Source organism: Nocardia tenerifensis NBRC 101015 (genome assembly GCF_000308715.1).
Taxonomy (GTDB): domain Bacteria; phylum Actinomycetota; class Actinomycetes; order Mycobacteriales; family Mycobacteriaceae; genus Nocardia; species Nocardia tenerifensis.
Genome location: NZ_BAGH01000012.1, coordinates 1 through 19,702, shown reverse-complemented (window position 1 = coordinate 19,702; position 19,702 = coordinate 1). Strand labels below are relative to the sequence as shown.

The following is a 19,702-nucleotide window of genomic DNA, read 5'->3' as shown; positions in this document are numbered from 1 at the left end:
CGCGCGACTGGTCGCGAGCACGCCGACCTGTGGACAACGCCCGAGCAGGCCGGTGACCAACGCCGCGACGCCCTCCCCCAGCTGCTCGCAATTGTCCAGCACCAGCAGGGTCTGCCGGTCGGCCAGGCCGCGCGCCACGGTCGCGACGGGGTCCGCGCCCGCGGGCACCGGCACGTCGAGGGCCTCGGCGACGCGGTGCGCGACCGCCGCATCGTCGTGCTCGTCCTCCAGCGCGACCCAGCGAACACCGTCCGACCAGGCATGGAACACGGTGCGGGCGACCCGCAGCGCGAGCCGCGTCTTACCGCAGCCGCCGGGGCCGACGAGGGTGACGAGCCCGCCCGGCGCGACCGCGGCACCGATCGCCTCGAGCTCCTCGGTGCGTCCGATGAACGAGGAGAGCTCGGCGGGCAGGGCGTCGGCGGGGTCTGGCATCGCGTCAGCAGTCTGACACGGCGCGTCGGCCCACGCGACCCCGCCGCTCTGCCACCTCGCCCGCCACATATCGGCCACTTGGCCGATGTTCGGTGACCCACGCGGCGGAAGTATCTATCTCACCGACGCGGACAGCGTCACCGACACGAAGGAAAGACCATGACCGACACAGGAACCCGCCGGGTCGTCGCCAACATCTCGCTCTCGCTGGACGGCCGGGTGAGCGGCCCGGGCGGCGAGTACGACATGAGCTGGATCGTGCCGCACGCGGTGAGCGACACCGGCCGCGACCGGATGGTGCGGATGACCGAGGCGGCGACCACCGCGCTGCTCGGCCGCAAGAACTACCAGGGCTTCGGCGGATACTGGCCGGCCGTCGCCGCCGACGAGAGCGCCGACCCGCGCGACCGCGCCTTCGGCCGGTGGCTGGACGAGGTGGAGAAGGTCGTCTTCTCCAGCACCCTGACCGAGGCGCCGTGGCAGCACTCGCGGATCGCGGACGCCGACCCGGTGGCGACGGTCAAGCGGCTGCGCGAGCAGCCGGGTGGCGACATCGTGGTGCTGGCCAGCAGCAGCGTCATCAAGGCGTTGCTGGCGGCGGACGAGGTCGACCGGATCACCATCACGCAGTGCCCGGAGGTGGCCGGCGGGGGCGCGCGACTGTTCGAGGACGGCCTGCCCGCGTCGAGCTGGTCGCTGACCGACCTGTCCAGCACCGAGACCGGTGCGCTGTACCTGGTCTACGACCGCGTCCGCGGCGAATGAGCCGCCGACGGCGACGGCCGGCGAGGCAGACCGCCGAGCCGTCGCCGGATCAGGCGCGGGCGAACCAGGTGACCTGGTTGCCGTCGGGGAACTCCCGGCGTCCGGTCGGAGCGAAGAGCGTCGGGCGGAACTCGCCCGCGAAGGCGGGCACGCCGGAGCCCGCGACCACCGGGTAGCTCTTGATCACCAATTCATCGATCTCACCGAGCAGGGCGGCGGCCAGCTTTCCGCCGCCGGCCAGCCAGATATCAAGGCCCGCTTCCTGTTTGAGCTGTCGCACCAGCGCGACCGGGTCGCGCTCGACCAGCTGCACGGACGGGTCGTCGATCCGGCCGAGCGTGCCCGACACCACGTACTGGCGCATGTGCGAGTACGGGCTGGTCAACCCCGCGGTGAGGGCGGGCTCGTAGGTCCCCCGGCCCATCACCAGCGTGTCGAACTTCTGATTCGGCGCGTCCGTCGCCACCCCGAAATGCGCCCGTGCGTGGGTGGGCAGGGTCTCTGGGTACTCCCGCCCGAGCCATCCGGTGAAATCCGCAGGCAGCGGGAAGAAGTCGATCCCGCCGTCGGGTCCGGCGATGTAGCCGTCGAGCGTCATGCCGACGAAATAAACGAGTTTTCGCATCTGGGAACCTCTTTCGTGCGGTGTTGATCAGGCGCGGGTGAACCAGGTGACCTGCGCGCCGTTGCCGAACTCGGCGCGCTCGACCGGCGCGAAAAGGGTGGGCCGGAACTCACCGGCGAAGGCGGGGATGCCGCCGCCCGCCACCACCGGGTAGCTCTTGATGATCATCTCGTCGATCTCACCGAGCAACTGGGCGGCGAGGTTGCCGCCGCCGCACAGCCAGATATCAAGTCCCGCTTCCTTTTTGAGCTGTCGCACCAGGCCGAGCGGGTCGGCGTCGACCAGTTCGACGGCCGGCTCATCGATCCGGCCGAGCGTGCCCGAGACCACATATTGCTTCATGTGCGGGTACGGGCTGGTCACGCCGATGGACAGGGCCGGCTCGTAGGTGCCGCGACCCATGAGCACGGTGTCGCAGCGTTTGTTCGGTTCATCGAGGGCCATGCCGAAGTGCGGGCGCACGAAGCTCGGCACGAACTCCGGGTACCGCGCGTTGAGGGCGGCGCCCATGGCCTCGTCGACCGGGTAGAAGTCGTACTCGCCCGCCGGGCCCGCGATGTAGCCGTCGAGGGAGACCGCGACGTAGTAGACAAGTTTGCGCACTCGGTACCGCCTAAACTGTTGTACTCTGAACGTAGTGGTTTGAAGGTAGTACTACAGATGGAGTGGTGTCAAGTGCGGACTAATCCCGAGCGCAGGCAGGCGCTGCTGGACGCGGCGATCGAGGTACTGGCCAAGGACGGCGCGCGCGGCCTGACCTTTCGCGCGGTAGACAAGGAGGCGGGAGTGCCCGCGGGCACCGCGTCGAACTACTTCGCCAACCGCGACGATCTACTGACGCAGGCCGGCAGCCGGTTCTACGAGCGGCTGGCGCCGAGCGCGGCCACCATGGCGCAGCTGGCCGACGGCCCGAAGAACCGCGCGCACATCGCGAAGCTGATGCGGGACATAGTCGAACGCATCGAGGCCTACCGCACCGGCTACCTCGCCCTGCTCGAGTTGCGGCTCGAGGCGACGCGGCGACCGGAACTGCGGGCGGTGCTGACCGATCGGGTGCGCGCGGATGTCGAGTTCAACGTGCGCAACCACCTCGACGCCGGACTGCCCGGCGACGAGAAGACCGTCCTGCTGCTCTATTTGGCGATGAACTGGCTGATCGTCGACCGGCTCACGCTGCCGGGCGTGTTCACCGAGGAGCAGAGCCGGGAGTTGATCGAGGCCGCGGTCGATCGGGTCGTCACCGGCTGAAGACCGTCTGGTCCGCATCGCCGAATCCTTGTGACCCGCGTCACCGGCGTCCGATAATGAGTCGATGATGGCGAATGTCGGAGACCGACTGCTCGTGCACGGACACGTTGTGGGCCAGGCTGATCGCCAAGCGGAGATCATCGAGGTCCGCGGGGCGGAAGGAGCGCCGCCCTACCTCGTGCGTTTCCCGGATGGGCACGAATCACTGGTGTATCCCGGGCCGGACGCGATTATCGAACCGGCTTCCTGACACCGCGCCCGCCGCGCGCGCGAACGCCGCGGCAGGAACGATTCGGCAAATGCGGACGGCCCGCGCCCGCCGACTATCACCGATGACGACGAGGTTGACTAATCCGATAACCCATAGAGAGAATCGGGCTCAGTTGTCCATCGGGGGTCGGAAGGTTTTGCATGCGCACGAGAACCGATATTCGATTCGTCGTCGACGCCCATTCCGCGCAAGTGATGGATGCGCTGGCAGCTGTCGAAATGCTTCCGGAATGGTCGCCGGGATATACCGATGCCCGCGTCGCATCACGTGACGAAGCCGGAAGGCCGGTCCGAGTTTTCGTCAAGACCGAACTGCTCGGCAGCTCCGATCTGCAAGTGCTGGAATACGATTGGACCGAAACCCGGTCGTCCTGGCAGGTCACCGACAGCACCAGGAGCGCGAAGGGCGGCGGCTGGTTCGAGGTCGCCGACGGCGCCGACGGCTGCGACGTCTGGTTCCACGCGGAGGTCTACCTGCCCATCCCCGTGCCCGGCCTCCTGCTCAAGCGCACCGTGCGGAAACAGCACGAGATCGCCGTGCAGAATTTCATCGAGTTCGCCGAGGGATTTCCGGATCCGGAAACAATGAAGCCGTATAGCTATAACGAATAACAACCGGTAGCCGCTCGCTCTGCGCGAAATCGGGCGACGCGCAGCGCCGTGCGCACGCGCGGACGCGGAACGGGTGCGACTATGTGCCCATGATCGGTACCAAACGGGTTCGGCTTCAACCGGTGGCCGAAGGCCAGTCGGTGACGCAGCTCGAGCTGTTCTTCGACCTCGTGCTCGTCTTCGCGTTCACCATGGTCACCGACCTGGCGGCGGAGGAGACCAGCGCGAAGAACATGCTGCGCGCGTTCCTCGTGCTCGCCGTGATGTGGTGGCTGTGGATCGCGTACTCGTGGCTCGGCAACGTGGTCCGCGCGGACGAGGGCTTCGCCAGGGTCGGGATGTTCGTCGCGATGGGCGGGGCGTTCCTGGCCGCGCTGACCATTCCCGAGGCCTTCCACGATCTGGCCGGCGGCTGGTACGGGCCGCTGGTGTTCGCCATCGCCTATCTCGTCGTGCGACTCGTGCACGTCGTGATGTTCTGGCTGGCCAGTGTCGAGGACAAACAGCTGCGCACCCAGGTGCTGCGCTGGTCGATCGGCTCGCTCACCATCGGCACCACGCTGCTCGTGGTCGCCGCCACGACCTCGGGCGCGCTACAAATCGGATTGTGGATCGCCGCGATCGCGGGCGACTACCTGTGGACCCTGCTGGCGGGCACCGACTGGCGACTGAATTCGGCGACCCATTTCGCCGAGCGGTACGGACTCATCATCATTGTGGCGCTCGGTGAATCGATCGTCTCGATCGGTATCGGCGTGGCCGGGCTGCCCATCTCGTGGCCGATCGCGGTGGGCGCGCTGCTCGGACTCGCGGTATCCGGACTGCTGTGGTGGGCGTATTTCGATGTCGCGGCGCTGTCGATCGAACACGAGCTGAACCACGCCGACGGGGCGCGGCAGATCAAGATCGCGCGGGGAGCGTACACCTTTTGGCATTTCCCGATGATCGTCGGGATCATCGCGCTCTCACTGGGTTTGAAGAAAGTCCTCTACTATGTCGGCGACTCTTCACATCACACGCTGAAAGACGCGCTGTACGGAATTCCGTTGTTCGCGTTGTACGGCGGAGTCGTGCTGTATCTGATCGCGTTGGTCGGCGCGAAACACTATGCGACAGGAGCGATCAGCGTGCCGCGGGTGATCACGATCGTGGTGCTGCTCGCGCTGATCCCGCTGGCGGCCGCCCTGCCCGCGCTGGCCTCGCTGGCCATCCTGTGCGCCGTGCTCGGCGCGCTGATCCTCTGGGAGACAGTCAAATTCGCCGCGCCGCGGGACGAGATCAGGCACGGGGCACCCGACTGAGGTGATGGCGCACGCTGTGCTCGGCGGGGGTCGGTCCGTACGCGGACGGCGGCACCCGCACATCGTGTTGCACGGCGAGACGGATCTGATCGATGTTCTCGCGCAACACATCCGAGACCAGTTCGTCGGTGCGCGGGTCCTCCAGCACCTGGAACAGAATGCGGAAGGTGGTGTCGGCGATCAGCCGGATGATGTCGTCGTGGAACGGGATGTAGCGCACCCGGCCGGCCTGCGGGTCCTTCTTGATCAGCTCCAGGATCATCTCGTCCATCTCGGCGCGGTTCTCCTGCAGCGCCGCCGCGATATTGCGGGTGTAGTGCCCGGTGCGCATCACCGCGGCGACCTCGTCCATCACCGCGATGGTCATCGGCCGCTTGATCGTGTCGACGATCGTCATCACGAACCGGTTGACCAGCGCCGCGGTGACCCGGTCGCCGAAGACCCGGTCGGCGACGCGGCCGAGCCGGACGATGATCACCACGATCCGCAGCAGCCGGAACCCGCGGAAGAACGGGCTGGTCACCGGGATCATGCCGAGGATCTCGTACCAGTAGACGAACGGGAACGTCCACGGCCAGCCCGCTCTGCGCCAGCGCCACAGGAACTCGATCGCGAACACCCCGCACACGGTCCAGTCGACGAGCACGATCGCGTGATAGGTCCGATCGGACACGGTGAAGAAGGTGATCCAGGCGACCAGCGCCACCGAGACGATCGCCAGCGCCAGCATCAGGAAGTCGGTCCACAGCGCGGGCGGCTTGCGCGGGTAGTCGCCCTCCGGCAGCTCCGCGCCGACCGGAGTGTTGCTCGCAGCTGTCACCTAGGTGTCCCTTCAACGCCGAACGGGTGAGGCCGAGGGTAGTCGGCCCGACCCCGACGCGGCCGGAACGCTACTTGCCGGAGCGGATGATCGCCTCGATGTTGCGCTCCGCGAGCGCGGCGATCGTGAGCGACGGATTGACCGTGCCGGTGCTGCCGGGAATGGCGGCGCCGTCCATCACGTACAGGCCGGGATGTCCGTGCACCCGGCCGTAGCCGTCGGTCGCCCGGCCGAGCACGGCCCCGCCGAGCGGATGCGCGGTGAACAGCGCGTTCGCGTCGTAGCCGAGCGCGCCGTACTCGAGCAGGGCGTCGGCTCGTTCGGCGATCCGGCGGTCCACCGCGCGGGCCGCGGCCACCATGTCGTCGCGGTTCTTGGTCGGCCAGGACAGGCCGACCCGGTTCGCCGCCGCGTCGTAGCCGAACCGCGTGCGGGCCGGGTCGAGAACCATGCCGAGCGAGGCGAGCGCGCCCGTCTCGAACGGGATCCCGGGGATGTACCAGCTCTCCAGGGTGAGCGGCAGGCCCGACTCGTCGAAGATGCGGCTCGCGCTCGGCACGCCCTGCCCGAAACCGGCCAGCGCGCTCGCGCCGCGGCCGAGCACCACGTCGCCGTTGGTGCCCCAGCCGTCGCCGATGTGCTCGTTGAGGTTGGGCAGCGTGCCGGTCGCCTGCGCGCGCACCAGCAGTTCCGAGGTGCCGATGGAGCCCGCGCCGAGGAACAGCCGGTCACAGGTGAGCGTGCGGGTGCCGAGCACCTCGCCGGTCGGCGCCAGCTTCGACACCCGGACCGAGAACCGGCCGCCCGGCTCCTGCGCGATCGACTCCACCTGATGGCCGGGGAAGATCGCGGATCGGCCGGTGCCCTCGGCGTACCTCAGGTAGTTCTGGTTGAGATCGAACTTGGCGCCGTTGGAGTTGCCGAGGTTGCTGCGGGCCGCGGTGGCCGAGGCCCTGGTGGTGCCCGCCAGTTCGCCGCGCAGGATGTCCCAGTTGAAGATCGAGTCGTTGGGCGTCGGCTGGTAGCCGGCCTTGCGCACCTGATCGTCCCACGCCCTGGAGTGCGCGAACGGCCGCGCGGCGTAGATGTCGCCGGGCATCGGCGACAGGCGCAGCATCTCACGCACCCGCGGATAGTAGACGCGGTCCAACTCGCCGTACTCGACCGTGCCGCCGAAGACGTGGTCGAAGAAGCGGCGCTCGGGCGCGACCATCGCGCCGGTGAAGATCACCGATCCGCCGCCGACCGCAGCCGCGCGCCACACATCGATGCCGGGATAGGTGGTGCAGTCGAGGACGCCGCCGAAGCTGGCGAAGGTCATCGGCACCTTGCTCACGCCGGTGAAGTGCGTGCGGTGCCAGAAACCGCGGCCGTCGGGCAGGTCGTCGCCGGTGAAGATCTCCCGCCACGGGTCGTTGGGCCAGCGCGAACCGCGCTCCAGCACCGTGTTGGCGACGCCCGCCTCGGCCAGGCGCAGCGCGGTGACGGCAGCGCCGAAGCCGGAGCCGATCACGATCGCGGGCGAGTGCTCCGGCGGGTCGGGCAGGGGGGCGAAGATCTCGGGCACCCAGGATTGGAACAGCAGGTTCCAGGCCGGGTCCGCGGCCGCAGGGCCGGCGGCGGGCAATGTCGCCGCGGCGGTTCCCAACAGCGCGGCAGCACCCGCCGCCTTGAAAAAGGCGCGTCTACGCACCCAGCCACCTCCCTCATCACGCATGGCCGAGCGCAGATTACCGGTATTCCCGGCCGCTGAACAGTGGATGCCGGGTCGTCACAACCGTTGTCGCCCTTTGTTGTCGCGCCGGACACACGCGGACGGATGGCGCGGGCACCTACTCCGCGAACGGCGCCTGATCCGCCTTACAGGTCGCGCCGGGCGCGGGCAGTTGCTGGTCGACGAGGTAACGCTCCTGCAGCCGCCGCGTGCAGTCGACGGTGGTGTCGTGGCCGTAGCCGCCCTCGATGACGACGAGTCGCGCGTTGACCAGCGCCTCCTGCGCCTTGCGCGCCGCGGTCAGCGGGGTGACCGGATCGAAGCGGTTGTTGAACAGCAGCGCGGGCACGTCCGAACGCAGGATCCACGGGCCGACATAGCGCTGCGGGTAGCCGCCCTGCGGGAGGGGCCACGAGGCGCACGGCTGGCGCAGGTACAGCCAGAACGCGCTGAGGGTCGCGCCGTCGATGCCCAAACCCCTTGCCATCGCGGGCCATTGGTCGGGGTCGCGGGGAAAGGTGTTGTCGGCGCAGGAGATCGCGGTGTACGAATCGAGGAAGCCGGGCGGTACCGCGTTCGCGTCCAGGATCTTGCCCACCACCTCGGGGTTGCCCGCCGGGCCGCGCTCGAGTTCGGCGAGGAGTTGAGCCAGTGCGGGCCAACCCTTTTCGGGGTCGTACAGCATCAGGGTGTGTGGCGATACCACGTCGTCGTAGGCGACCGAGCGGGCCCGCTCCCCCTCGCCGACCGCTATCGGCCCCTGCCGCAACCGATCGAGCAGTGCGTTGTCACGGGCGCGCAGATCCTCTCCGCCACTTGCCTTTTGGTCGCTGCGAATCTGCCCGATGGGGTCGGCGGGCGGCTTGCTCGCGTCCGCGAACGCGCAGCGCGACTGACCAGCCTGGGCGCAGAGCCGGAAGAACTCCGAGAGCACCTCGTCGGTCCCCTCCGCCGCGACGGCGACCTCGGCGCGGGTGTCGGAGGTGTAGGCGTCCGGGTCGACCATCGAACTCAGGCTCAGCGCGCGCACGCGGTCACCGAAGATCGCGCCGTACACCTCGCCGAGGTAGCTCGCGTACGAGCCGCCCTCATAGGTCAGCCGCCGATCGCCAACCGCCCGGCGCAGCAGGTCGAGGTCGCGCGCGGCGTCGACGGTGGTGAGATGCGGTAGCAAGGCCCCGCTGGTCGCGGCGCAGCCCGCCGAGAACTCCCGGCTCAGGCGCGCCTGGGCGGCCTCCTGCTCGGCATTCGCGGGCGGGATGTGCGTCCCGGCCCAAAAGCGTTGCTCCGCTGCGGGATCGGCGAAGCAGCGCACCGGCGAGCTGCGCCCGACGCCGCGCTGGTCGAAGGTCACCACGTCGAAACGGCGGGCGATCTCGCCGGGGAACATCTCGCCCTGACCGGCCCAGTGAATACCGGAGCCGCCCGGCCCGCCCGCCGCGGTGAACAGGGTGCCGATGCGGCGCGATTGATCGGTCGCGGGCTGGCGGACCAGTGCGAGCCCGAGCGTCGGGCCGTCGGGGTGCGCGTAGTCGACCGGCACCGTCGCGGTCGCGCAATGCAGCCGGCTCAGCGATTTCTCCTGGCACGGGGCCCAATCCAGCCGAGGCGTCGGCGCGGCGTCGGCCTGGGCGACGAGGTCGGCGACGGCCTGCTCATGCTTCTGCGGTGTGCCACAACCGCTCACCGCCAGCGTCGTGGCCAGTGCGGCGACGACGACGATCCTCCACCCACGCATATCGATCATCTTGTGCCGCAACGGCACGGTCGTCGTCCGCCACAGGGATGAACTGCACCCTGAGATGTCCGGTAAGACGCACCCCGAGGACGCCACTACACCGAGACCCGCCGTCGAGGCGCCCCGTCGCGGTTCGCCGAACTCACGCGCCACCTCCTAGGACATCACCAGCCGGACCACCGCGATGAGGCCGACCACGACGATGACCGCGCGCAACGCGGTCGGCGGCATCCGCCTGCCCATCTTCGCACCGAGTTGCCCGCCGATGATGGAGCCGAGCGCGATCAACAGCACCGCCCGCCAGTCCACGTCGGCGATGACGATGAAGATCGCCGCGGCCACCCCGTTCACGATCGTCGCGAGCACGTTCTTGATGCCGTTGAGCCGCTGCATGTCGTCGTGCACGAAGACGCCGAGCAACCCCATCAGCAATACGCCCTGCGCGGCGCCGAAGTAGCCGCCGTAGACGCCGGTCGCGAAGATCGCCACGAACAGGATCGGGCCACCGTGCTTGGGCGCCGGACTGTCGCCGTTCTCGCGCCGCTGCTTGACCCATCGCGACAGCTTCGGCTGCACGACGACGAGCACCAGGGCCGCGACGATCAGCACGGGAACGATCGCCTTGAACGCGGTCGCGGGCAGCGTGAGCAGCAGCACCGCCCCGGTGATACCGCCGAGCAGCGACGCGGTGCCGAAGCGCAGCAACCGTTCCCGCTGACCGGCGAGCTCCCGGCGATAGCCGTGCACCCCGCTCAGCGAGCCGGGGACGAGGCCGATGGTGTTGGACACGTTCGCGGTCACCGGCGGCAGGCCGAAGGCGAGCAGCACCGGGAAGGTGATCAGGGTGCCCGAGCCGACGATGGTGTTGATGCCGCCCGCCGCGATGCCCGCGCCGAAGACCGCGAGCTGTTCCAGCCAAGTCATGAGCAAATCCGTTCGATGTATTTCCGGCCGGAACGCTAGCGGCACGGCCGGATGACCCGACGACGGGACCGGGGTTCCGCAGCTGTAATGCCACACGGTAAACTCGCCGACATCATGCAGCGGGCACTTCTTCTCAGCCGCCGCGACGGGGTCTGATCGGACCGGCTCCCGTCGCGGGGTTTTGCCGCGCCGGTCGACCCGCCCTTTGGGAAACACCACACCCTCGGAGAAATCGCCATGTCCCCTGCTGACGCCTTCGTATCCGGCTCGCGCACCATCACGCCGCCGTCCAAGCCCGGCCCCGCCGACCAGCCCGCCTGGAACGCGCAGAAGAACTCCTCGATGCCGACCTTCCGGTACCGGCCGTTCGCCGAGGAGGTCGAGCCGGTCACCCTGCCCGACCGCACCTGGCCGGACCGGATCATCGACACCGCGCCCGGCTGGTGCGCCGTCGACCTGCGCGACGGCAACCAGGCCCTGATCGACCCGATGAGCCCGGCCCGCAAGCGCCGCATGTTCGACCTGCTGGTGCGGATGGGTTACAAGGAGATCGAGGTCGGCTTCCCGTCGGCGAGCCAGACCGACTTCGACTTCGTCCGCGAGATCATCGAGGACGGCGCGATCCCCGACGACGTCACCATCCAGGTGCTGACCCAGTGTCGCGCCGAGCTGATCGAGCGCACCTTCGAGGCGTGCGCCGGCGCGCAGAACGTCATCGTGCACTTCTACAACTCCACCTCGATCCTGCAGCGCAAGGTGGTGTTCCGTGCGGATCGCGCGGCCGTCAAGAAGATCGCCACCGATGCCGCGACGCTGTGCCTGGAGATCGAGAAGCGCTACCCCGACACCAACTGGCGCTATGAGTACAGCCCCGAGTCCTACACCGGCACCGAACTGGAGTACGCCAAGGAGGTCTGCGACGCGGTCTCCGAGATCATCGCGCCGACCCCGGCCAAACCGCTGATCATCAATCTGCCCGCCACCGTCGAGATGGCGACGCCGAACGTCTACGCCGACTCGATCGAGTGGATGAGCCGCAACCTGGCCCGGCGCGACTCGATCGTGCTGTCGCTGCACCCGCACAACGACCGGGGCACCGCGGTGGCCGCCGCCGAGCTGGGCTACCAGGCCGGCGCGGACCGGATCGAGGGCTGTCTGTTCGGCAACGGCGAGCGCACCGGCAACGTCTGCCTGGTCACGCTGGGCATGAACCTGTTCTCCCGCGGCGTCGACCCGCAGATCAACTTCTCCGACATCGACGAGATCCGGCGCACGGTCGAGTACTGCAACCAGCTGCCGGTCGCCGAGCGTCACCCCTACGGCGGCGACCTGGTCTACACCGCGTTCTCCGGCAGCCACCAGGACGCCATCAACAAGGGCCTGGACGCGATGAAGGTCGCGGCCGACGATGCCGACACCGACGTGGACGACATGGTCTGGGCGGTCCCGTACCTGCCGATCGACCCGAAGGACGTCGGGCGCACCTACGAGGCCGTCATCCGGGTGAACTCGCAGTCCGGCAAGGGCGGCGTCGCCTACATCATGAAGACCGACCACGGCCTGGTGCTGCCGCGCCGGCTGCAGATCGAGTTCTCCAAGGCGGTCCAGCAGATCACCGACGGCGAGGGCGGCGAGGTCACCCCGAAGGAGATGTGGGACGTCTTCGCCGACGAGTACCTGAACCCGATCCGGCCGCTGGAGCGGATCCGGCAGAAGGTCACCGCCGCGGAGACCGACGGCGGCACCGACACCATCGCCGTGGTGGTGAAGGTCGACGGGGTCGAGCAGGAGATCACCGGCACCGGCAACGGCCCGCTCGCCGCGTTCATCGACGCGATCGCCACCGTCGGCTTCGACGTGCGGGTGCTGGACTACTCCGAGCACGCCATGTCCGCGGGCGACGACGCGCAGGCCGCCGCCTACGTGGAGTGCGCGATCGGCGAGAAGGTGGTGTGGGGCGTCGGCATCGCCACGTCGATCACCACGGCGTCGCTGCGCGCGGTCGTCTCCGCGGTGAACCGCGCGCACTGAGCGCGGCGTCGGATTATCGGCCGACCGAGTACAGCGGAGCCGGGCGCGGGGATCGTTGATCATCCCCGCGCCCGGCTCTCGATCTTGGTGTCGGAGAGCGGATATCGACGGCGCGGCCGTCGGGGCGGCCGCGTGCCCGCGCGCTCGCGACTGCCTTCCATACCGCGACGCGAGCCCGCGAACCCCGTGCTAGCGTTGGTTTCGCACTCAAGCGCCGAGCTCTCTGCTCGTAGTCCCGAGCAGATGGGGGAACTGTGACAACAAACGACCACAACCCGACCTCACCGCCCTGGCTGCAGAGTCAAGCGGTGGACACGGCCGACGGCGCCGAGACGGAGCAGGCCGCCGACTCGTCGGCCGAGCAGCCCGGCGACGTGGACGTGACGGAGTCCGAGTCCGCCGAGACGCCGGACAAACCGGAGAAGGACACGGCCGAGCCGGAATTCAGCGGCTCGACGGACCAGACGGTGTCCTACTCGCACACGGCGCCGCCGCAGCCCTACGCTCCGAGCGAGGGATTCGCGCCGCCGGCAACCCCGGAGCCGTACGGCGCCACTGAGCAGTACGGCGGCTACGCCCCGGCGAACGCGGGACCGTTCGCGCCACCCGGCGCATATGAGCCGTACCAGACCGGCCAGTATCAGCCGGTGGCCTCGCACAGCGGTAGCCACCAGATCGCCCCCGAGCCGCAGAATCCGGGCTACGGCGACTACCGGCAGGAGATCGGCCCCGACGGCTTGGTCCGCCGGGTGCCGCAGGAGCACGCCGAAGTCGCTGCGCCGCAACCCGAACAGCCGAGCGGGCCGATCTACAGCTGGGCCCCGCCGCCCCCGCCGGTGACCCATCAGCCGCCTCCGCCGCCCGCGTACCAGCCGCCGCCACCGCCGATGGGTCAGCAACCGCCCGGGCCGCCGATGGGTCAGGTGCCGCCGCCGAGCTGGCAGGGTGGGCCGAACCCGCATCAGCCCGCGCAGCCGTTCCAGCCGCAGCACGTGCCCGCGCCGGGCCAGCCCGGCCACTCGGTCAACGATCTGAACCTGCTCAAGCGCGCCCGTCGCGCGCCGCGCAGCGGTTGGCGGCGCGCGGTGCACAAGGCCACCGGCGGCGTGCTCAACCCCGGCGAGTCCGCGGCCGACATCGTCTACCGCGACCTCGTCGACCGGGTCAATCAGCCGGTGCGCGGCGACTACCGGATCGCGATCCTCTCGCTCAAGGGCGGCGTCGGCAAGACCACGACCACGGTCGGTCTGGGCTCGACGTTCGCCTCGCTGCGCGGCGACCGCGTCATCGCCATCGACGCCAACCCCGACCTCGGCACGCTCGCCCACCGGGTGCCGCGCCAGACCCGCTCCACGGTGCGCAACCTGCTCGAGGACCAGCACATCAGCAGGTACTCGGACGTGCGCGCGCACACCTCGCAGGCGCCGAGCCGACTGGAAGTGCTTGCCAGCGAACAGGATCCGGCCGTCTCCGAGGCGTTCAGCGAGGCCGATTACCGCAAGGCGATCGGCATCCTGCAGTCGTTCTACAACATCATCCTGACCGACTGCGGCACCGGCCTGATGCACTCGGCCATGGCCGGCGTGCTCGACATGGCGAGCTCGCTCGTGCTGGTCACCTCGCCGGCCATCGACGGCGCGCGCAGCGCCTCGGCCACGCTGGACTGGCTGGACCACCACGGCTACGGCAAGCTCGTCGAGCGCACCGTCGTCGTGGTCAACGCCTCGCGCCGCGGCGCCTCGACGGTCGACCTCGACCAGCTCCGCAAGCTGTTCCTCGACCGCACCCGCGCGGTCCAGGTGGTGCCGTTCGACGATCACCTCGCCGAGGGCGCGGAGATCGACCTGGAACTGGTGAGCAAGCCGACCCGGCGGGCGCTGCTGGAACTGGCCGCGATGGTCGCCGACGACTTCGGCTACGTCGGCGCGCAGCAGTACCACCACCCCGGGCCGATGGGACACTGACGACAGCGAAACCCGTTGCGGCCTGGCGTGTTACAGCGCCGGGCCGCGCTGTTTCCCGGAGTCAGCGCCGGGGCGCGGACTCGGCGGTGACGTTCGCCGCGGCATCGTGGAAGGCCGCGAGCACCGCGGTGATGGCCGGGCTGCGCTCGGCGCGGGGACGCGTCGCGAGCTCGAACATCCTGGCCGCGCGGACGCCGGTGAGGCGAAGCAGCGAGAGTTCGGGGTGGGCGACCGAGTAGCGCGGCATGAGCGCTACGGCGTAATCCTTGACGACCAAGGCCTCGATGACACGAAAGTCGTTGAGACGCTGCGCTATCCGGGGCTGCACGCCGGTCAGCGTCGCGATCGAGCGCAGCACATCGTCGATCGGGTAGCCGCCGCGCACACTCAGCCAGGTCTCGTCGGCCAGTTCCTCGGGGGCCACCACCACGCGCCCGGCCAGCCGATGTGTCGGCGCAACAACGACATCGATGGGTTCGCGCATCAGAGCTTGCACGGCGACGCGTGGGTCGGCGACGGGGGCGGACCGCTCGTCGCGATGGATGAGCACCACATCGAAGTCGGCGAGCAGCCGGGCGGCCTCGGTGGGCGGCAGGTCGACGTCGCTGGCGATCAGGTCGACGCCGCTGTCCGAGAGCGCGGGCAGCACCTCCGGCAGGAGCAGCGCGCCCGCCGAGGGAAACACGGCGACGCGGACCCGGCCGCGCGGCGAGCCCCGATAGTTGGCCATCTCCGCCACGGCCCGGTCCATCGCGGCCAGCACCTCGTCCGCGCGCACCACGAGCGCCTGGCCCGCGTCGGTCAGCCGGACGCGGCGGCCGTCCGGCTCGAGCAGCGCGACGCCCGCCTCCCTGGCGAGCACCTTGAGCTGCTGGGACACCGCGGACGGGGTCATCGAGAGCGCCGCGGCGACCGCCGCGATGGTGCCCCGGTCGGCGAACTCGCGCAGCACCCGAAGTCGCTCGATCGACATGGGCGGGCCATCCGGCCGGTCAGCCGCCGGTTGCCTGCCCGGCGGCGACCCTTCGATCATGAAGTAAATCTACAGTAATTGTGCATATCAATTCGATTGTTCCGATGATTCGCATCGCTCACGATTGACTGCGTGACCACGCGTGACCGCCTGCTCGGACTGACCGTCGTTCTCCTCTGGGGGCTCAACTTCCTCGCCATCCGAGTGGGGCTCGACCATTTCCCGCCCTTCTTCTTCGCCGCGCTGCGCTTCGCCGTGATCGCGGTCCCCGTGCTGCTGTTCGTCCCGCGCCCGAAGGTGCGGATGCGCTGGATCCTGTTGTACGGCACCGGCTTCGGCACCCTCCAGTTCGCCTTCCTGTTCACCGCGATGCGCGCGGGCATGCCGACCGGGCTGGCCTCGCTGGTGTTGCAGTCCTCCGCGCCGTTCACCGTGCTGCTCGGCACGCTGTTCCTGCGCGAACGCATCCGGCCGGTGCAGGTCGCGGGGATCGCGGTGGCGATGACCGGCATGGCGGTGATCGGCTGGGACCGCCTCGAGCACGCCTCGCTGCTGCCGGTGCTGCTGACGCTGGCGGGCGGGCTCGGCTGGGCCTTCGGCAATATCGGCGCGCGCCGGGCCTCCGTCGAATCGCCCGGCATCAACACCCTGCACCTGACGCTGTGGATCGCCGTCGTCCCGCCGCTGCCGTTGTTCGCGCTGTCCGCTGCGGCCGAGGGCCCGGCCGCAGGCCCGCGCGCGCTGGCGGATTCGTTCTCCGCGGCCGGCTGGCCCGCGCTGGTCGCGCTGGCCTACATCGCCGTGATCGCGACCGTCATCGGCAGCGGGCTGTGGACATATCTGATGAGCCGCTACCCCGCAGGCATCGTCGCCCCATTCACGTTGCTCGTGCCGGTCGTCGGCATCGCGGCCGCGTGGGCGTTCCTGGACGAGACCCCGACGCCGCTCTCGTTGGTCGGCGGGGTGATCGTGATCGTCGGCGCGTTCGCCGCGACCTCGGGCAAGCGCCGGACGGTCGACGCCGCCCAGGCCGCCGAACTCGACGCCGCGGCGGGCGCACCGCAACTCGTCAAAGCTTGAGCCGCTTAGGTTTACCGAAGCCGTCGGTGCGAGTTTGCCCATTCGATCATCGACCTCGCTAAGCTCACATCCGCCGTAACGAACCAGCCTTCACCTCGGACTCGGCACGGGCCGGGTACGCCTATGCGGACCTGCCGCTTTACAGTAGTGACAACGTGTAACAAAGGTCCCGAGGCTAGGCACAGAGCGGCGCATGGCAGAACATCGGTGGACCGTATCGCGGAGAGCAGTGCTTCGCGGAACGGCTGTGGCGGGGGTAGCGACAGCGGGGGCACTGACGGCCGGTGTGCTGAGATCGGGGCCTGCCGCGGGTGATCCCGGCGGCAGGCGGGTCGCGGTACTCGGCGGTGGCGTGGCGGGACTGACCGCGGCACACGAACTGATCGAACGCGGTTTCCAGGTAACGGTTTTCGAGCGACGCGCCTGGGGCGGCAAGGCGCGCAGCGTGCCGGTGCCCGGCACCGGCACCGGCGGCAGGCCGGATCTCCCCGGCGAACACGGCTTTCGCTTCTTCCCCGGCTTCTATCAGCACGTGCCGGACACCATGCGGCGAATCCCCTTCGCGGACAACCGGAACGGGGTGTGGAACAACCTGGTCGCGGTACCGGAGGCACGCTTCGCCCGGCGCGGCGGCGACGACTTCCGGCTGCCGCTCGGCGCTCGATCGCGAGCGGCCTTCGCCCCGGACAGTTTTCGGGAAACTGTCGGCGCGGCGCTCGCGACCGCGCTGAACATGCCCGCCAACGAGGGCGTGTACTTCGCCAATCGGTTGCTCGTGTTCAACAGCAGCTGCGACGCCCGTCGCCTCGGCCAGTGGGAGCGCACGGCGTGGCGCGACTACGTCGGCGGCCACGCGCGTTCGCACGAGTTCCGCGCGTTGCTCTCGCGCACCCTGACCAGCATCATGGTCGCGGCGAAGGAGGAGGTCGCCAGCGTCCGCACCATCGGCAACATGGGCGAGCAGTTCCTCGGCAACCCGGCCGAGATCGGCAACGACGGCGGCCTGGACCGCGTGCTGAACGGCCCGACCAACGCCGTCTGGATCGAGCCGTGGCTGCGGCGGCTGCGCGAGCTCGGCGTGCGGTTCGAGCTGGGTGCGGAGGTCCGCGGTCTCGACGTGCGCGACCGCAGGATCGCCTCGGCCCGCATCACCGACTCCGCCGGCGCGCAGCGCACCGTCGACGCCGACTACTTCGTGGTCGCCCTGCCCGCCGAACAGGCGCGCGCCCTGTGGTCGCCCGACGTGCTCACTGTGCGCCCGGAATTGGCCGCGATGAACGGGCTCGTCACCGACTGGATGAACGGCATCCAGTTCTATCTGCGCAGGCCCGCCGATATCTCCCGCGGCCACACCGCCTACATCGATGCCCCGTGGGCGCTCACCTCGATCAACCAGAACCAGGTGTGGGCGCGCGAATTCACCGATTTCGGCGACGGCACCGTGCAGGACTGCCTCTCGGTCGACATCTCCGACTGGAACACCCCCGGCATGCTGTACGGCAAGCCGGCCAAGGAGTGCACCCGCGACGAGATCGCCAGGGAGGTCTGGGCGCAGCTGGCCGCGCACCTCAACGACCGCGGCGAGCTGCTGCGCGAGGCCGACCTGCACTCGTGGTTCCTCGACCCCGGCATCACCTGGCAGGAGGCGCAGCGCCGCAACGCCAACGCCGACCCGCTGCTGATCAATACCGCAGGCTCGTGGGAGTTCCGTCCCGAGCCGCATGGTGCGCTCGAAAACCTCTTCCTGGCAGGCGATTACGTGCGAACCAACGTGGACCTGGCCACCATGGAGGGCGCCAACGAGTCGGCCAGGGCCGCGGTGAACGCGCTGCTGGACGTGGCGGGCTCGACGGCCGAACGCTGCCGGATGTTCACGCTGTACCGCGCCGCCGAGCTCGAGCCGCTGCGCCGCGTCGACGCGGATCGCTACGCCGCGGGCGCGCCGAACATGTTCGACGTTCAGCTCTGATGTGACCGAACTCCTGCTCGCATAACCGGTTTCGCGCGCGGGGACGATGCTTGAATCGGGTATGCGCGAGACCACCGAACAGCTGACCGACCCCGCCGAACTGCGGCGACTGCTGGGCGAGGTGAACCCCCGCGCGGCGAACAAGGAGCGGGTCACGCTGCATCCGCGGGATCGGGACTGGATCGCGGCCACGCCGTTTCTCGTCATGAGCACCAGCGACGCCGCGGGCAACTGTGACGCGTCGCCGAAGGGCGACCCGCCGGGCTTCGTGCGGGTCCTCGACGACCGGACCCTCGCCATTCCGGAGCGCCCCGGCAACCGGCGCGCCGACGGTTACCTCAATATCCTGGACAACCCGCACGTCGGCCTGCTGTTCGTCATCCCGGGCCGCAGCCAGACCCTGCGGATCAACGGCCGCGCCCGGCTGGTCCGCGACGCGCCCTACTTCGACGACATGGTGGTGCGCGGCCACCGCCCGATCCTCGCCGTAGAGGTCGAGATCGAGCAGATCTTCTTCCACTGCGCGAAGGCGTTCCTGCGCAGCCACCTCTGGCAGCCGGAGCAGTGGCCCGAAGACAGCCTGCCGTCCTGGGCCCACCTGGTCAAAGAGGTGCAGAGGGATACCACCGAGACCATCGAGGAGCTCGAGCGTCATTACGCGCCCGCCAACTACGACAGCAAGCTCTACCAAGGTTAGTGGGCTACGCCACCGGCCCGGGCCGAGCCGGTGGCGCGCGGCGAACATAGACTCGCGGCGTGACAGACATTTCGGTGCGCGGGCGAATCGCGCTGCGGGCAGCCGCGGCGGCGTCGTGGGCCTCGCAGAAGGCGGGGCGCGGCAAGGGATCGATGATCGGCGGGCTCATCGCGCTGCGGATCGACAAGACGATCATGGACCAGCTCGGCCGTGGCCGGCGCACGGTGCTGGTGACCGGCACCAACGGCAAGTCGACCACCACCAGGATGACCACCGCGGCGCTCAGCACGCTCGGCCCGGTCGCCACCCAGGCCGACGGCGCGAATATGGACGCGGGCATCGTGGCCGCGCTCAGCGCCAACCGCGCCGCACGGATCGCCGCCATCGAGGTGGACGAACTGCACCTGCCGCACGTCACCGACGCGCTGAACCCGGCCGCGGTCGTGCTGCTCAACCTGAGCCGCGACCAGCTCGACCGGGTCGGCGAGATCAATATGATCGAGCGCAGGCTGCGCGCGGGCCTGGCCAGGCACCCC

General features: G+C 69.4%; 19 protein-coding genes. 11 read left to right on the top strand and 8 right to left on the bottom strand.

All coding sequences use genetic code 11. The annotated features are described in order from the left end of the window. On the bottom strand, positions 1–435 hold a 435-nt coding region (locus tag ON39_RS01495; RefSeq protein ID WP_040729883.1), incomplete at its 3' end, for an AAA family ATPase. Between the two features lie 159 nt (positions 436–594). On the opposite strand from ON39_RS01495, the gene ON39_RS01490 reads away from it, so the two are divergent. Further along, a complete protein-coding gene (locus tag ON39_RS01490) occupies positions 595–1,200 on the top strand; it encodes a dihydrofolate reductase family protein (RefSeq protein WP_040729880.1) in 606 nt (201 codons plus the stop codon). A 49-nt stretch (positions 1,201–1,249) separates the two neighbouring features. On the opposite strand, the gene ON39_RS01485 is transcribed toward ON39_RS01490, so the two are convergent. Beyond that, entirely contained in the window at positions 1,250–1,825 is a 576-nt protein-coding gene (locus ON39_RS01485; RefSeq protein ID WP_040729879.1) for a dihydrofolate reductase family protein, read from the bottom strand. Positions 1,826–1,852: 27 nt separating this feature from the next. Beyond that, a complete protein-coding gene (locus ON39_RS01480; protein ID WP_040729877.1) occupies positions 1,853–2,428 on the bottom strand; it encodes a dihydrofolate reductase family protein in 576 nt (191 codons plus the stop codon). 57 nt (positions 2,429–2,485) lie between these two features. On the opposite strand from ON39_RS01480, the gene ON39_RS01475 reads away from it, so the two are divergent. The 4 genes from ON39_RS01475 to ON39_RS01460 all read left to right on the top strand — a co-directional run bounded on the left by ON39_RS01475 (position 2,486) and on the right by ON39_RS01460 (position 5,256). After that, entirely contained in the window at positions 2,486–3,073 is a 588-nt protein-coding gene (locus ON39_RS01475; RefSeq protein WP_040729875.1) for a TetR/AcrR family transcriptional regulator, read from the top strand. A 64-nt stretch (positions 3,074–3,137) separates the two neighbouring features. After that, a complete protein-coding gene (locus tag ON39_RS01470; RefSeq protein WP_040729873.1) occupies positions 3,138–3,323 on the top strand; it encodes a DUF1918 domain-containing protein in 186 nt (61 codons plus the stop codon). 161 nt (positions 3,324–3,484) lie between these two features. Next, positions 3,485–3,955 (top strand): SRPBCC family protein, encoded by a 471-nt coding sequence (locus tag ON39_RS01465; RefSeq protein WP_040729872.1) that lies wholly within the window; start codon positions 3,485–3,487, stop codon positions 3,953–3,955. An 89-nt stretch (positions 3,956–4,044) separates the two neighbouring features. Then, positions 4,045–5,256, top strand: a complete 1,212-nt coding sequence (locus tag ON39_RS01460) for a low temperature requirement protein A (RefSeq protein WP_040729870.1) — start codon at positions 4,045–4,047, stop codon at positions 5,254–5,256. On the opposite strand, the gene ON39_RS01455 is transcribed toward ON39_RS01460, so the two are convergent. From ON39_RS01455 to ON39_RS01440, 4 genes are all read right to left on the bottom strand, one after another. Then, positions 5,234–6,076, bottom strand: a complete 843-nt coding sequence (locus tag ON39_RS01455; RefSeq protein ID WP_051186188.1) for an ion transporter — start codon at positions 6,074–6,076, stop codon at positions 5,234–5,236. The genes ON39_RS01460 and ON39_RS01455 overlap by 23 nt on opposite strands. 70 nt (positions 6,077–6,146) lie before the next feature. Beyond that, entirely contained in the window at positions 6,147–7,769 is a 1,623-nt protein-coding gene (locus ON39_RS01450) for a GMC oxidoreductase (RefSeq protein ID WP_040729888.1), read from the bottom strand. Between the two features lie 139 nt (positions 7,770–7,908). Further along, positions 7,909–9,528, bottom strand: a complete 1,620-nt coding sequence (locus ON39_RS01445) for an alpha/beta fold hydrolase (protein WP_040729869.1) — start codon at positions 9,526–9,528, stop codon at positions 7,909–7,911. A 156-nt stretch (positions 9,529–9,684) separates the two neighbouring features. Next, the gene (locus ON39_RS01440) at positions 9,685–10,452 is read right to left on the bottom strand and encodes a sulfite exporter TauE/SafE family protein (RefSeq protein WP_040729867.1); all 768 of its coding nucleotides are present in this window, start codon (positions 10,450–10,452) and stop codon (positions 9,685–9,687) included. Between the two features lie 237 nt (positions 10,453–10,689). On the opposite strand from ON39_RS01440, the gene leuA reads away from it, so the two are divergent. Both leuA and ON39_RS01430 read left to right on the top strand, forming a co-directional pair. Then, complete coding sequence (gene leuA / locus ON39_RS01435) at positions 10,690–12,483, top strand: 2-isopropylmalate synthase (RefSeq protein WP_040729865.1); 1,794 nt, start codon at positions 10,690–10,692, stop codon at positions 12,481–12,483. 254 nt (positions 12,484–12,737) lie between these two features. Then, positions 12,738–14,447 (top strand): MinD/ParA family ATP-binding protein, encoded by a 1,710-nt coding sequence (locus tag ON39_RS01430; RefSeq protein WP_246002970.1) that lies wholly within the window; start codon positions 12,738–12,740, stop codon positions 14,445–14,447. Positions 14,448–14,508: 61 nt separating this feature from the next. Here the strand turns inward: ON39_RS01430 and ON39_RS01425 are convergent, their stop codons facing one another. Then, positions 14,509–15,420: a LysR family transcriptional regulator gene (locus tag ON39_RS01425; RefSeq protein ID WP_040729887.1), complete on the bottom strand. Its 912-nt coding sequence runs from the start codon at positions 15,418–15,420 to the stop codon at positions 14,509–14,511. A 132-nt stretch (positions 15,421–15,552) separates the two neighbouring features. On the opposite strand from ON39_RS01425, the gene ON39_RS01420 reads away from it, so the two are divergent. From ON39_RS01420 to ON39_RS01405, 4 genes are all read left to right on the top strand, one after another. Further along, positions 15,553–16,500 (top strand): EamA family transporter, encoded by a 948-nt coding sequence (locus ON39_RS01420; RefSeq protein ID WP_051186186.1) that lies wholly within the window; start codon positions 15,553–15,555, stop codon positions 16,498–16,500. Positions 16,501–16,693: 193 nt separating this feature from the next. Continuing rightward, positions 16,694–18,469 (top strand): hydroxysqualene dehydroxylase, encoded by a 1,776-nt coding sequence (locus ON39_RS01415; RefSeq protein WP_040729861.1) that lies wholly within the window; start codon positions 16,694–16,696, stop codon positions 18,467–18,469. Between the two features lie 61 nt (positions 18,470–18,530). Further along, positions 18,531–19,166 carry a pyridoxamine 5'-phosphate oxidase family protein gene (locus ON39_RS01410; protein ID WP_040729859.1) on the top strand — a complete coding sequence of 212 codons (636 nt, stop codon included), beginning with the start codon at positions 18,531–18,533 and terminating at the stop codon, positions 19,164–19,166. A gap of 59 nt (positions 19,167–19,225) precedes the next feature. Continuing rightward, positions 19,226–19,702, top strand: a 477-nt coding sequence (locus ON39_RS01405; protein ID WP_040729857.1) for a Mur ligase family protein, incomplete at its 3' end; no start/stop codon positions are given.